We start from the raw sequence: 12,869 nt of genomic DNA on the forward strand, positions 1-12,869 counted from the left end.
CGCTGTCGGCGCGCGGCGAGCTGGCCTGGGGCGCCGCGCCCGCCGCCGGGGCCGGTAGCGGCATCCGGATGTCGGTCGAGGCCCAGCTGCGCGCGCTGCGGGTGCTGGTGCGTGCCGATCGGCAGGTCACGCTGTCGGGCGACCTGCAAGCCCGGCTCGCCGCTGGACAGTTCACGCTGCGCGGCGACATCAAGACCGACCGCGCGGTCATCATCCTGCCGGACGAGACCGCGCCCGGCCTGGGCAGCGACGTCGTGGTGCGCTCGGCGGCAATCGACCGCGAAGCCGCCGAAGAGGCGAAGCGCCGGGCGGCCGAGAACCGGACCGACGTCGCCCGGGCGGAGACCGCGAAACCGCCGGACATCGCGGTGAGCTTCGACCTCGGCAGCGATTTCGCGGTGCAGGGGCGCGGCATCACGACCCGGCTGGCGGGCAAGCTCGAAATCCGCAGCAACAGCCTGAGCGCCCCGCCGCGCATCACCGGCGAGGTCCGCACCGTCGCCGGGCAGTACCGCGCCTACGGGCAGGCGCTGAACATCGAGACCGGCATCGCTCGCTTCAACGGTCCGTTCGACAACCCGCAACTCGACATCCTGGCGATCCGGCCGAACATCTCGCAGCGCGCCGGCGTCGCCATCACCGGCACGGCGCATTCACCGCGCGTGCGCCTCTATTCGGAACCGCAGCTGTCGGACCAGGAAACCCTCACCTGGCTGGTGCTGGGGCGGGCGTCGGCCACCAGCGGCAGCGAGTCGGTGCTGCTTCAGCAGGCCGCGCTGGCGCTGCTCAGCGGCCTCGGCGGCAGCGGCGGGGGCGGGCTGGCGAGCCGCTTCGGCCTCGACGAGATCGGCTTCAAGGGCCCGGGCAGCGGCGGCGACGTGCGCGACTCGGCGGTCACGGTCGGCAAACGCGTCGCGCAGGATTTCTACATCACCTACGAGCGCAGCCTGGGCGGCACGCTGGGCACCTTCTTCATCTTCTACGACCTGACGCGGCGGCTGACGCTGCGGGCGCAGGCCGGGCAGCAGAGCGCGATCGACCTGATCTACACAGTCCAGTTCGACTAKGGCGCGCCGGGGCTGAACTGGTAAAGTCCGGGGCGCACTCGTCCTCGTAGTTCAATGGATAGAACGGGGTCCTCCTAAGACTCAGATACAGGTTCGATTCCTGTCGAGGGCACCACGAGAACGAATCAAGACGTCTCACCCCACCTCTGAAACCCGCATGCTTCCTAGCGTTGCGGGTTTTTCTTTGTCTCAAGCCCTATCACTGGCTACCATGACATACCGCCAAAAAAGCGGTACTTGCGGCGGTATCCCAAAATGCCGCCAATCAACATACCGCCAAAGGGGGCACGGATGGCACTGACAGACACTTTCGTTAGGAACATCAAGCCCACCGGGGCGCCCGCAGGCGACAAGCACACCGACGGTGGCGGCATGTACTTGCTGGTCACTGAAAGCGGCAAGTACTGGCGCGTGAATTACCGCTTCGCAGGAAAGCGCAAGACGCTGGCGCTCGGCGTGTACCCGGCGGTATCGCTTGCCAAGGCGAGGCAGCGGCGAGACAAGGCGCGGGAGTTGCTGGCGGACGGGGTCGACCCCAGCGCAGCCAAGCGCGAGGAAAAGCAAGCTAGAGCGGCAGAGGCTGGAAACACTTTTCGGGCTGTGGGCGAACAATGGTTGAAGGCCACGGCAGCAAAGCGGGCCGCAATCACCCAAGGCAAGGTGTCAACATGGCTGGAAAAGGACGTTTTCCCCTTCATCGGGGCCATGCCCATTACCAGCATCGGACCGCGTGACGTCTTGGGCGTGGTTCGCAAGATGGAAGCGCGAGAGGCGTTCGACAGCGCCAAGAGGATCAATCAGATATGCGGGCAAGTGTTCCGCTATGCGGTGGCCGAAGGCACGGCAGAACGTGACGTAACCGCCGACCTGCGCGGCGCATTCCAGCACGCCGAGACAAAGCACTATGCAGCCATCACCGACCCGGCGAAGTTGGGCGAATTGCTGCGAGCGATCTATTCCTACACCGGGCACCCCTATTCACGGGCAGCACTGAAACTGTCCCCGTTGGTGTTCGTTCGACCCGGTGAACTGCGGGCGGCTGAGTGGGCAGAGATTGATCTGGAGGCGGCAGAGTGGCGCATCCCCGGCGCGAAAATGAAGATGAAGAATGACCACATTGTCCCGCTATCCCGGCAGGCCGTGGCGATTCTGCAAAGCCTGCACCCCGTCACAGGGCATGGCCGCTATGTGTTCCCCAGCCTGCGCACGGGCGAAAGGCCCATGAGCGAAAACACGGTGAATGCAGCACTGCGCGGCATGGGCTACAGCAATGAAATGCACACAGGGCACGGGTTCCGGGCCACGGCGCGGACGATCATGGATGAAGTGCTAGGCGAGCGCGTGGACTTGATCGAGCACCAACTGGCCCACGCCGTTAAGGATGCCAATGGGCGGGCCTATAACCGCACGGCGCACCTGCCGGCGCGGAAAGAGATGATGCAGCGGTGGGCGGACTACCTGGACAAGCTGCGCATTGGTGCGGACGTTATCCCGCTGCGCACCGCGACAAAATAAGACAGTTTCGCCAGCCCTAGGCTGATCCCCGAAGACCCGTTTCCCTGACGGGCTGGGCTGGCTGCTTTTTTCAGGGGCGCGAGGGACGCAGATGACATGGACAAGGCTGATCACTCCGACAGAGTTGATCGAGGATGACCGCGGGATGTGTTGGGCATATTCGCTTGAGGCGCTTCAACAGGCAAGAGAACGTGCCGACGCTTCAGGCACATACCGCTATGACTTCAGTCCTAAGCAATTCGCCGAGCTCTACGGAAGCGACCGTTTCAGCCAAGACGAATATCTTGCTTTCCTTGAAGAACAAGGGTTTGACGTCAACAGGGTCAGAGCCGACGTACTCGCAAGTATGGAACGAACCAAGCAATCGCAGTTGAAAAGCAAGGAGAAGGCAGAGGCCTTCTTCAGGCTGTTCAAGGAACAATGGCATTTGTTGAATGCTGACGTCAAAAAGTATCTAGACGAAGACTCGATCTACTTCTTTCTCGATCTCGTGGTCGCAGACGCGGCATCAACAAAGGCCCGCCTTCTCGCTGTGCGGCGACACGCTGCAGATCCTAAGCAGGTCGAAAAGGAACGGGTCAAGGAATGCTGGCAGTTGTGGCGGCGGGATCCATCCCGCTACGCAGGAAAGGCCGCATTCGCCCGTGACATGCTGAGCAAGTTTGAGTCGCTGGAAAGCCAACGCGTCATTGAACGCTGGTGCAAGGAGTGGGAATCCGTACCCTCCTAGCAGGGTACGCACCCCGCCAGCAAGGTACGTACCCTGCTGGCTTAGTGCTATATCTTTGATAGCAACACGGGGACAACATTCAAGTCGTCAACTTCACAGGACGGCAAGCAATGTCACACAAACCCAAGACGGCACCGACGGCGATTGCAGCGGCAATCCCAACTATCACCCCATCGGTGTTCGACGCCCTGCCAGACAGCGCATTCATGCGCGAGTCCCAACTGGTCCAAAGCCCCAAGCGGCCAGAGACGCCAGCCCCGCTGCCTTTCAGCGCGCCGACGCTTTGGCGCAAGGTGAAGGCGGGCACGTTTCCCAAGCCGATCAAACTGTCTGAGCGCGTCACAGCCTGGAAAGTGGGCGATGTTCGCGCATGGATCGAGGCACAGACCGCAGCAACGGCGTAAGGGGCGGCGATGCACACGGACGCTACGCCAAAAGAAATGCCCACCGGGGACGGCAATCCCACGGCAGGCCACACAGACAAACAGACTCTATCGAACACAGCCGACAGCGACAAGGCATTTGCCAACCTACGGGCCGCTTATGCCTTGCGTGGGCACACGATCAATCGCGTTGCCGCCCGTGACGGCATAGAAGCCTATTGGGCCGAACGCTGGGGGCTGGTGCGCTACCTACCCAGCCTGCACGATGCAGCGCTGTTCCTAGCGCAGATCGGAGGGCGACTGTGAGCGACCCGACCGAACATTTCCGGCTGGCAATTGCAGCGGCTGGACTCGATGCACCGGACACCATCCACGCGGACGGCCAGATTCACCGATTCAGCACCAGCGGTAGGCGCGGCGACGATTCCGGCTGGTACATGTTGCACACCGATGGCATAGCGGCTGGCGCCTTTGGCTGTTGGCGTAGCGGCCTGCAATCGAACTGGTGCGCGAAGTCCGATCAAGCGATGACGCCAGCCGAACGCGAATCCCACCGGCAGCGTATCAAGGCCATTCGAGCGCGACGGGACGCGGAACAGGTGCAGCGCCAGCAAGAGGCCAGCCAGACAGCGGCGGCGCTTTGGCAGGCGGCAGCACCAGCAACGGCGCACGAGTACCTGACCCGCAAAAGCATCAAGGCACACGGTGCGAAGTTCGACGGGCACCGACTAATGATCCCTATGCGAGACACTGCGGGCACCCTGCACAGTCTGCAAACCATCGCACCGGATGGCGCCAAGCGATTCATGCCGGGCGGGCGCGTGACAGGCTGCTATCACTCCATTGGCAAACCTGGTGGCGTGCTGATCGTGTGTGAGGGGTACGCGACCGGCGCAAGCATCCATGAGGCGACAGGCATGGCGGTGGCAGTGGCATTCAATGCAGGCAACCTGCAACCCGTGGCGATGGCGCTGCGCAGCAAGTATCCGGCGCTGAAGATCATCATTGCGTCCGATGATGATTGGCAGACGGAAGGCAATCCGGGCCGGAGCAAAGCGACCGAGGCAGCGCGGGCCGTCGCTGGGCTGCTGGCCGTCCCAGTGTTCGCGGCGGACCGACCCGACAAGGCCACTGACTTCAACGACCTTCACCAATTAGCGGGCGCCGAAGCGGTACAAGCGGGGATCGAGGCGGCAGTGGAGGTGCCCACCGAGGCCGACTGGCCGCAACCAACACCCTTGCCCGATAGCCTACCGGCGGTGGCAGCGTTCGACCCGGAACTGTTGCCCGAGGCGCTGCGCGGCTGGGTGGCTGACATTGCAGACCGCATGCAATGTCCCCCGGACTTTCCAGCGGTGGGCGCTGTAGTGGCGATCTCAAGCCTGATCGGTGCGCGAGCCGTGGTGGCACCGAAGGCGCGGGACGATTGGCGCGTGGTGCCGAACCTTTGGGGCGCGATTGTCGGCCGTCCCGGCGTGATGAAGTCGCCAGCACTGAGCGAAGCCCTGAAGCCATTGCACCGGCTTGAAAAAGCAGAGCGCGAGCAATGGCAGGAAGCACATGACGCATGGGAACTCGACTGCAAGGTGGCGACGATGGCCGCTGAATCGAACGAGCGACAAGCAAAGGGACTTGCCGCCAAAGACCCGAACAAGGCGCGGGCGCTGCTACAGCCAGCGGACACGCCAGCGGAACCCGTAGCGCGGCGCTACGTCGTGAACGATGCCACGGTGGAAAAGCTGGGCGAACTTCTGACGGTCAACCCGTGGGGCACACTGAGTTATCGAGATGAAATTCACGGCTTGCTGTGCAGTATGGATCGGGCAGGACAGGAAGGGGCACGGGCCTTCTACCTGCAAGGCTACGACGGAAATCAAGGCTATACCGTGGACCGGATCATGCGCGGCACCCACCACATTCCGCGTGTGTGTCTGGCGATGCTGGGCGGCATTCAACCGGGCAAGGTGCAAAGCTATGTCCGGGAAGCCGTGGCAGGCGGCGCGGGTGATGATGGGCTGCTGCAACGCTTCGGGCTAACCGTGTGGCCGGACGTGAACCGGGATTTCATCTATGTGGACCGGTGGCCGGACACCCCAGCGAAGCAGACCGCATGGGCGGTGTTTGAACGCTTGAATGAACTGCAGCCAGCCAGCGACACCGAGCCGACGGAATGGAGGTTCACTACCGAGGCGCAAGCCTTGTTTGAGGAATGGCTGATCCCGTTTGAAACCGAGATACGCGGCGACGATCTGCACCCGGCTTTGGTTTCGCACCTGAGCAAGTACCGCAAGCTGATCCCGGCGCTGGCGCTGATCTTCGCCCTGGTGGATACACCGGACAGCGGGGGCGCGATTCATGAGCGTGAACTGGTCCGGGCGCTCGCGTGGGGTGACTACCTGCGCACTCATGCCGAGCGGCTTTACGCGGCAGCGGTGATGCCTGAAACGACCGGGGCGCAAGCGCTGTTGAACAAGATCAAGACGGGCAAGCTGACCGAAGGCGACGGCGTGCTGTTGGATGCCTTCACGCCACGGCAAGTAGCAGTGAAGCACTGGGCAGGGCTGGGCACACCGGACGCGGTGCGCAAGGCGGCGGACTTGCTGGCCGATTACGGCTGGCTATGCAAAGAAGTGATCGAGGCACCCGGCAGGCGAGACAGCGACCGCTACATGGTCAACCCGAGGGGCCGCGAATGAACTGGCTGGAGCGTCTGAAAAATCAAATTGCGTCCGATGCCCACGCTACGAACGCTACGAACGCCCCTGCCGTAGCGTTTGTAGCGTACCCGTCGGGCACTTTCCGAAAATTCGAGGCACCCAAGGCAGTGGCGGCAAACGATTCGCCAGACCCTGACCGCTGGTGCTGGCCGCACGGCCCGGCGATGAACGGGGCGGAAATCGACACCTTCACGGCGCGGCTGGCGAGATTCACCGACAGGGGCTTGGGCATGGACGATGCCGAGGCGCTGGCCGACAGGCTGGTGATTCGGGATCGTGAGGGAGCCGACCGGCGACTGTGCCTGGAATGCACGCACCTTCATGGCGTGGGCCGCTGGCGCTGCGGCAACTGGCAGCAATCAGCCATCGCCATTCGTGCCAACGATGTGCAGCTACCCGACGAACTTGCGCGCCAGCTCCAACGCTGCGGCGGGTTCAACGATTCCAACCAACACCGGACAACACCATGACCAAAGCAAAGACGCCCGCGACCGCCAAGTCTTCGCGCTCGACGGCACCGGCGCAATCACACACGCCCGAGGACAAGGGGCGCATGGCCATTCAGCCTTCGATCAACAGCGCGTCAGTGATCGAAGCCTATCAAGGCAACGTCATGGGCAAGGATGCGGACATCAACGTGATGATCGACGGGCTGCGCGCCACGTTCAACGAAGTCAAAGCCGGCGACTTGCACACTTTGGAAGCGATGCTCGTATCGCAAGCGACGGCRCTGCAAACCATTTTCACCAGTCTGGCGCGACGGGCTGCCGTTCAGGAGCAGTTGCGCCATTACGAAGCCTTCCTGGGGCTGGCGCTGAGAGCGCAGAGCCAGAGCCGCGCGACGATTTCTGCGCTGGTCGATCTGAAGTATCCGAGGCAAGCCACATTCGTGAAGCAAGCCAACATCGCCCATGGGCCGCAACAGGTCAACAACGGCACGGGATCGGCTGGCGAGATCGCGCATGCGAGAGAAACGACGCCCCGGCAAAACGAACTTTTAGAGGATGCACGCAATGGCCGCACGTACCTGGACACCGGAGCAACGCCAACGGCAACGCGAGGCGATCCAGCGATGGAAACCGTGGAGCAAGTCCACAGGACCAAGAAGCCCCGAGGGTAAGGTGGCAGCATCGCGCAACGCGTTCACTGGAGGGCACACTGTGAGGCTGCGCCAGATCATCAAGCAAGTAAATCAAGCCTTGCGGGAGCAATGGGACGGTCTGGGCAGCGCGTGAAGGTGGAGACCCTTTTCACGGTGTCGTGCCGATGCTCCGCCAGCGGCGTTCGAAATGTAACAATGCAGTACGCTTTGCCGTCCTACGAGATGGCGAGGGAATTCCCTCGTCTCAGCCTTGACAAACGGAGAGTAGAGTGCAAATTGTTGCAGACTTGCGCTGCAGTGCAGCATACAATTTGTAGCCAACCTGTATCGGTTGGTTACAGGAGAGAACTATGATCATCGACAGTATCTTGGGCCTCAAGACCGACCCTAGATTGCTTGCCGCAGTTCACTCTGCCTCCAAGAGGCTAAGTCCTCAAGAGATCATGGAGCAACGCGTATCGTTTGTGTACGGCTCGATGGGCCATGAGTCAAACATGACGAAGGAACAAGTTCGCCGCGTCATTCTTGAACAGGGCGGCGAGCCCTCGCGCAAGAAATGATCTTGCACCTGATTGCCGGAGGTACAGAGAATCATCCGGTCTATCAGGAACTTCAGGTTTCAAACAACGATCGGCAGTATGAATTTCTGCGATCGGCGGTCAGCGCAAGCCTAGCCGTCCAGCGAGCGTTCCTCTCAACGCATGTAATCAGGGCTCTCAACTACCATGCGATCGTATGTCTTCATACGAACGCAGGTGAGTTTCGTCCCTGTGAGGTGACGGTCGGAACGCACACCCCGCCTCCCTTCTACTTGGTCAACGCGTTCATGGACGATTTCGTGAACGGCGTAAACCGCGATTGGGAGAACGCTGATCCGGTCGCGCTGGCAGCTTGGGTCTTATGGCAGCTCAACTACATTCATCCGTTCATCAACGGTAACGGTCGCACGGCGCGGGCCGCTTGCTACTTCGTCTTGTGCCTGAAGCTTGGCGTATTGCTGCCAGGCACACGCATACTTCCAGAGTTGATTAGTGCCAATCGACCAGAGTATGTTCTCGCGCTTCGCGCTGCTGACCAAGGGAACCTCAGCGTATTGCACGCCCTACTAACAAGACTTCTTCAGGAGCAGATCGCCAGCGCGACACCTCCGGTGCCACCACCGCGACGCGTCAATCGAAAGGTGCTGGGCGCTCGGCAAGCGTCCAAACGTCGCTGATTCCAACTGCCGGAGCCACGATCACTCACGCAGCCACCCTGGGGCGGCCGAAATGTCTACCAAGGCATGATCGCGGAAACCACACGGTCCCCCACGCGCAGAATATTTCCCCCCGCGAGAGAATTCAAATGCTCTCGCCCACCGGCCCTAAATCATTGGGTGGCGCATTGGTTGGCTGACAGTTCGGCGCGAAGCCCTCGCATACGTTGCTGATCGGGGTTGATCACCTCCGGAGGCTGCCACTGCCAGTTTGTGTAACGGCTCTCGATCTTGTGGAGGGTTCCATGAAGAAGATCGCCATCGTGCGAAAAGCGGCTGTCATCGCGGCCGTCTTCTTGGTTGGGTGCTCGCCCAGTGGCGACCTCGTGCCCTATGGCAATGGCACCTTCGAGATCACAAAGCAGCCGCGCAGCCCTTGGGACACGAAAGAGAGTATGAACACCCTAGCCATGCGCCAAGGCGATGCGTACTGCTCGACCAAGGGCAAGAGCCTTGAACTGCTCATATCCCACGCGGAGGCGGGCGACATCTTCTCCAAGTGGGAAGGAACGCGCATCGTCTTTCTTTGCAAGTAGCCCCCCGTCGTTTACCCTGGCACCGATTCGGGTCTTCACGCGTGGTTGGTTCCGTAGGAACCGCGCAACAGGGCCGGACACTTTGGTTTTTGTCGGTACTTTTGTCGGTATTTTTCGAAGCGACAAGTCAAGAAGCCAGTATTCATGCGGCTTAGCGGCCGATTTTCGATTCCTGTCGAGCGCGACCGATTCAAATGTCGATTGCCCCACCGGCGCTCAAGTGCTTCAATGTCGGCTCCTGTGACGAAGGAGACTTCCATGGCCTACGAAGCGCGATATGTCCTGCGACCCAACCCCGGAGCCGATCTCGGGGCCGTCATGGAAGCCGTGAAGGCGGGCGCGGCGCTCTGGAAAAAACATGGCGCCCCCACCCCGCAGCTCTGGAGCGTTGCCGCAGGCGAACTGGGCAACTACGTTCTGACCGTACAGTTCGAGAACGCGGTGGCGTATGCCAAGGTCACGGATCTGTTGTCGGCCGACCCCGAATTCCGCCGCTGGCAAGCGAACAATGTCCAGTCCGGAGCCTTCACCTGGGTGCGCAGCAATCTGATGCGCGAGCTCCCTCTGACGTAAAGCCGTCCCCGGGGCCTGCGGACCAGGATGCGCTTCCCGGGACCGAGGCGACCGCCACAATCCCCGCATGAGTGCGCAATCCCTGATCGACCAAGCGACGGCGCTGGCCTACCGGCTGGCCGGGTACGCACTCCTGAACTGGGCCGACGACGCAGCCATCCTCGCGTTCATGTTCTGCTGACCCCACGGCGGCGCCTTTCGAGGCACCAAGAAAAAATCCGGACGAGTGTCGACTCTTCCGGATTTTTTTGTTCTCGGCGCGCGAAGCGCCGAAAGAGGGTGCTCGATAGCTCATCACTATCGAGCGCCCCATTACTGCGGCGTGCCGCCCTGAGGGTTCTGCTTGCGGTTCGGATGCTTCGCAGTGCGGGTCGCTTCCCGCTTCTGGCCGGCCTCGGCGGACTTGCCCATGCCGATGGCGTCACTTTCACCGGTCTTCAGCGTGTCGCCACCGACAGCCTTCACCTTGCCCTGCGGCCGGGCTTCAACCTTGGCTTCCGCGCGTTCCTGGGGCTTGCTGTTCAAGATGGGCGAGCTCTCCGAGGAGGCTCCCTTGGGGGCTTGCGCGTAGGCGCCTGCGGCAAAGAAGCCGGCGATCATGATGGCGAGAATTTTGCTCATGGGCGTTCCTCAATGGATGGTTAGGAAAAAATCCAGGGGCGAGCATAAAGCGAGGACCGCGCTCTGGATATATGCATTTGGTGCAAAGTTCCAAGTAACCCAAAATTTCAGGTTCGTCAGTGCAGATTCACAACTCTCCGGGGCTCGCCGTCGTCATCGGCCGCTTCCAGCCCTTCCACAACGGCCATCTGTCGCTCGTCAAACAGGCGCTCGATGCCGCCCCGCGCGTGGTCGTGGTGATCGGCTCGGCCTTCCAGGCACGCTCACCAAAACATCCGTTCACCTGGGAGGAACGCGCCGAGATGGTCCACCGGGCGTTCCCGGAAGCGGAGCGACAGCGCCTGCACTGCGTGCCGGTGCGCGACTATTTCGACGATGCCCGCTGGATCGCCGACCTGCGCCACGTCGTGGCGCACGCGCCCGGGGGAGCCGACGCCACGGGGTCGCCGAACGTGACGCTGGTCGGACACGCCAGGGATGCCACCCGCGACTACCTCGAAGCCTTCCCGGACTGGACCCTGCAGCAGRCGGCCGACGTGCCGGTACGCCGCGCCAGCCGCATGCGCGATGCGCTGTTCGCGGCGCCGGCCACGGCGCTGGTCGATCTGGCCGACGAACTGCCGCAGAGCAGCGTCGATTTCCTGCGTGGATGGAGCRCCGGGCCGCTCTTCGAGGCCCTGGCCCCTGAGGCCGAGATGCTGCGGCAGTACCAGGCATCCTGGGCCTCGGCGCCCTATCCGCCCGTCCTCGTGACGGTCGACTGCGTCGTCAAGTGCGGCCGCCATGTCCTGCTGATCCGCCGCGGCCAGGCCCCCGGCAAGGGATTGCTCGCGGTGCCGGGCGGCTTCCTGGAACAGCGCGAGACCACCCAGCAAGCGGCCTTGCGCGAACTCGAGGAAGAAACACACCTCGCACTGCCACCGGCGAGCCTGCGCGCCTGCCTGAAGGCCACCGACGTCTTCGACCGCCCCGACCGCAGCGCACGCGGCCGCACCATCACCCACGGCCACTTCTTCGACCTGGGCGACCGTGAATTGCCGGGACTGCGGGCCGACGACGATGCCGCGGCCGCCGAATGGACCCCGATCGACGCGCTTCGCACGCTGGAAGACCGATTCCTGGACGACCACTTCCAGATGCTCGACCACTACCTGGGCCTGCTGCCGGGGCCGGACGCCCTGTAGGCAGTCGCCCACGCACTTGCATTGACTTCTCCGGCAGGCGGCTGCCCCGCGCGCGCCTATTGTTGATTCACACACCAACCGGAGACACCTCATGAAAAGCATCATCCTTTGGCTCTGCGGCGTGCCGCTCGTCGTGATCATCGGTCTGAAGGTTTTCGGGGTTCTCTGAGCAACGATTCCTCCTCCCGGCGCCATCTGGCGTCGTTGCACAGCGCTCTTCGGGGCGCTGTTTTTTTGGCCGGCGCCGCTACTTGAGTTCGCGGCGCAGCGCCTGGACGTCGGCGTGCAGGCTCTTCGCCCAACCCCGGCGATCACGTCCGAGCGATTGCTGGAGTTCGCCGAATCGGACGATCGCGAGCAACGGCGGCGCCTTCAGCGTGCTCCACAGCGAACTCAGCAGGTTGTCGTCGTCGACATAGCGCGGGGCATGGCTGGTCTCGCCGGTGGCGGCATCGGCAAAGCGCAGCGCGGCTGGCTGCACCGGCGCGCCGGACGAGATCGCCGCCTGCAGGAGGTTGGCGTGGAAGGGAAGCAGGCCGTGGCCGTCGCTGGTCGTGCCTTCGGGAAAGACCGCGATCACGTCGCCCGCGCGCAGTGCCTCGGTCATGTGGTGGACGACGCGCACCGCGTCGCGCCGGCGCTCGCGCTCGATGTAGAGCGTGCCGGCCCCGGTGGACAGGGTGCCGATCACGGGCCAGTGGCCCACCCCCGCCTTGGAGACGAAGCGCACATGCCCCGCCGCGTGGATCGTCAGGATGTCCAGCCAGGACAGATGGTTGGACACCACCAGCACCGGCCCGTGCGCGGGCGGCGTGCCGAGCACCGTGAGCCGGATGCCCATCAGGTTCAGCATGCGCTCGGCCCATCGCTGGACGCACAGCTCGCGCTGCGCCGGCGACAGGTGCGGGAAGCGCCTGCGGATGGTCCACCAGCCCGAGAATGCATGCGCGCTCGCGCGCAGCAGCCGCCAGCCGGCGGACAGCGACTGCATCAGCCGTGCACCACCCGGCCGCCGACGAGCGTGTGGCGCGCCCGTCCGCACATGGCATAGCCGCCGAAGGGGGTGTGCTTGCCCTGGCTCAGCAGCGTCTCGGTCGTCACCTGCCATTCGTGCGTCGGGTCGACCACGCAGAGATCGGCGGCCCCACCCGCGGCCAGCCGGCCGACGCCCGGAGCGCCCAGCAGC

The 12,869-nt window shown here is 63.1% G+C and carries 15 protein-coding genes, 1 tRNA gene and 1 pseudogene; 14 read left to right on the top strand and 3 right to left on the bottom strand.

The window, feature by feature from the left end; all coding sequences use genetic code 11:
• The 13 genes from AC1DY5_RS21475 to AC1DY5_RS21535 form a co-directional block, all read left to right on the top strand.
• A partial coding sequence (locus AC1DY5_RS21475) for a translocation/assembly module TamB domain-containing protein (protein WP_478114578.1) occupies positions 1–1,091 on the top strand: 1,091 nt, incomplete at its 5' end.
• 16 nt (positions 1,092–1,107) lie between these two features.
• Positions 1,108–1,182, top strand: a tRNA-Arg gene (locus AC1DY5_RS21480).
• Between the two features lie 176 nt (positions 1,183–1,358).
• Positions 1,359–2,582 carry a tyrosine-type recombinase/integrase gene (locus AC1DY5_RS21485; protein ID WP_478114579.1) on the top strand — a complete coding sequence of 408 codons (1,224 nt, stop codon included), beginning with the start codon at positions 1,359–1,361 and terminating at the stop codon, positions 2,580–2,582.
• A 124-nt stretch (positions 2,583–2,706) separates the two neighbouring features.
• Positions 2,707–3,312 carry a hypothetical protein gene (locus tag AC1DY5_RS21490; protein ID WP_478114581.1) on the top strand — a complete coding sequence of 202 codons (606 nt, stop codon included), beginning with the start codon at positions 2,707–2,709 and terminating at the stop codon, positions 3,310–3,312.
• 110 nt (positions 3,313–3,422) lie between these two features.
• The gene (locus AC1DY5_RS21495) at positions 3,423–3,716 is read left to right on the top strand and encodes a helix-turn-helix transcriptional regulator (RefSeq protein ID WP_478114582.1); all 294 of its coding nucleotides are present in this window, start codon (positions 3,423–3,425) and stop codon (positions 3,714–3,716) included.
• A gap of 9 nt (positions 3,717–3,725) precedes the next feature.
• A complete protein-coding gene (locus tag AC1DY5_RS21500; protein ID WP_478114583.1) occupies positions 3,726–4,001 on the top strand; it encodes a hypothetical protein in 276 nt (91 codons plus the stop codon).
• Entirely contained in the window at positions 3,998–6,391 is a 2,394-nt protein-coding gene (locus tag AC1DY5_RS21505; protein WP_478114584.1) for a DUF3987 domain-containing protein, read from the top strand. Before AC1DY5_RS21500 ends, AC1DY5_RS21505 begins: the two co-directional genes overlap by 4 nt.
• Entirely contained in the window at positions 6,388–6,882 is a 495-nt protein-coding gene (locus AC1DY5_RS21510; RefSeq protein WP_478114585.1) for a hypothetical protein, read from the top strand. Before AC1DY5_RS21505 ends, AC1DY5_RS21510 begins: the two co-directional genes overlap by 4 nt.
• A complete protein-coding gene (locus AC1DY5_RS21515; RefSeq protein WP_478114587.1) occupies positions 6,879–7,532 on the top strand; it encodes a hypothetical protein in 654 nt (217 codons plus the stop codon). Before AC1DY5_RS21510 ends, AC1DY5_RS21515 begins: the two co-directional genes overlap by 4 nt.
• 332 nt (positions 7,533–7,864) lie before the next feature.
• The gene (locus AC1DY5_RS21520; protein WP_478114588.1) at positions 7,865–8,074 is read left to right on the top strand and encodes a hypothetical protein; all 210 of its coding nucleotides are present in this window, start codon (positions 7,865–7,867) and stop codon (positions 8,072–8,074) included.
• A 2-nt stretch (positions 8,075–8,076) separates the two neighbouring features.
• Positions 8,077–8,730, top strand: coding sequence for a Fic family protein (locus tag AC1DY5_RS21525; protein ID WP_478114590.1), 654 nt, complete (start codon positions 8,077–8,079; stop codon positions 8,728–8,730).
• A gap of 284 nt (positions 8,731–9,014) precedes the next feature.
• The gene (locus tag AC1DY5_RS21530) at positions 9,015–9,305 is read left to right on the top strand and encodes a hypothetical protein (RefSeq protein WP_478114592.1); all 291 of its coding nucleotides are present in this window, start codon (positions 9,015–9,017) and stop codon (positions 9,303–9,305) included.
• A gap of 258 nt (positions 9,306–9,563) precedes the next feature.
• On the top strand, positions 9,564–9,878 hold the full coding sequence (locus tag AC1DY5_RS21535) for an NIPSNAP family protein (protein ID WP_478114594.1): 315 nt from the start codon (positions 9,564–9,566) through the stop codon (positions 9,876–9,878).
• A 312-nt stretch (positions 9,879–10,190) separates the two neighbouring features.
• On the opposite strand, the gene AC1DY5_RS21540 is transcribed toward AC1DY5_RS21535, so the two are convergent.
• Positions 10,191–10,499, bottom strand: a complete 309-nt coding sequence (locus AC1DY5_RS21540) for a cell envelope biogenesis protein TolA (protein WP_478114595.1) — start codon at positions 10,497–10,499, stop codon at positions 10,191–10,193.
• Positions 10,500–10,618: 119 nt separating this feature from the next.
• On the opposite strand from AC1DY5_RS21540, the gene AC1DY5_RS21545 reads away from it, so the two are divergent.
• Positions 10,619–11,683 carry an NUDIX domain-containing protein gene (locus AC1DY5_RS21545; RefSeq protein ID WP_478114597.1) on the top strand — a complete coding sequence of 355 codons (1,065 nt, stop codon included), beginning with the start codon at positions 10,619–10,621 and terminating at the stop codon, positions 11,681–11,683.
• A gap of 247 nt (positions 11,684–11,930) precedes the next feature.
• Here AC1DY5_RS21545 and AC1DY5_RS21550 read toward each other — a convergent pair whose 3' ends face one another.
• Positions 11,931–12,677, bottom strand: coding sequence for a lysophospholipid acyltransferase family protein (locus tag AC1DY5_RS21550; RefSeq protein WP_478114599.1), 747 nt, complete (start codon positions 12,675–12,677; stop codon positions 11,931–11,933).
• Positions 12,674–12,869, bottom strand: a pseudogene (locus tag AC1DY5_RS21555) (dihydroorotase); the annotation flags it as partial. The pseudogene AC1DY5_RS21555 and the gene AC1DY5_RS21550, both read right to left, overlap by 4 nt.

The organism is Variovorax sp. P4_D9, from assembly GCF_056401695.1.

What these genes read in the sequence shown, in the direction of transcription:
- AC1DY5_RS21485 (WP_478114579.1), top strand. Translation starts at nt 1,359, where the DNA reads ATGGCACTGACAGACACTTTCGTTAGGAACATCAAGCCCACCGGGGCG.
- AC1DY5_RS21495 (WP_478114582.1), top strand. Translation starts at nt 3,423, where the DNA reads ATGTCACACAAACCCAAGACGGCACCGACGGCGATTGCAGCGGCAATC.
- AC1DY5_RS21500 (WP_478114583.1), top strand. Translation starts at nt 3,726, where the DNA reads ATGCACACGGACGCTACGCCAAAAGAAATGCCCACCGGGGACGGCAAT.
- AC1DY5_RS21510 (WP_478114585.1), top strand. Translation starts at nt 6,388, where the DNA reads ATGAACTGGCTGGAGCGTCTGAAAAATCAAATTGCGTCCGATGCCCAC.
- AC1DY5_RS21520 (WP_478114588.1), top strand. Translation starts at nt 7,865, where the DNA reads ATGATCATCGACAGTATCTTGGGCCTCAAGACCGACCCTAGATTGCTT.
- AC1DY5_RS21530 (WP_478114592.1), top strand. Translation starts at nt 9,015, where the DNA reads ATGAAGAAGATCGCCATCGTGCGAAAAGCGGCTGTCATCGCGGCCGTC.
- AC1DY5_RS21535 (WP_478114594.1), top strand. Translation starts at nt 9,564, where the DNA reads ATGGCCTACGAAGCGCGATATGTCCTGCGACCCAACCCCGGAGCCGAT.
- AC1DY5_RS21540 (WP_478114595.1), bottom strand. Translation starts at nt 10,499, where the DNA reads ATGAGCAAAATTCTCGCCATCATGATCGCCGGCTTCTTTGCCGCAGGC.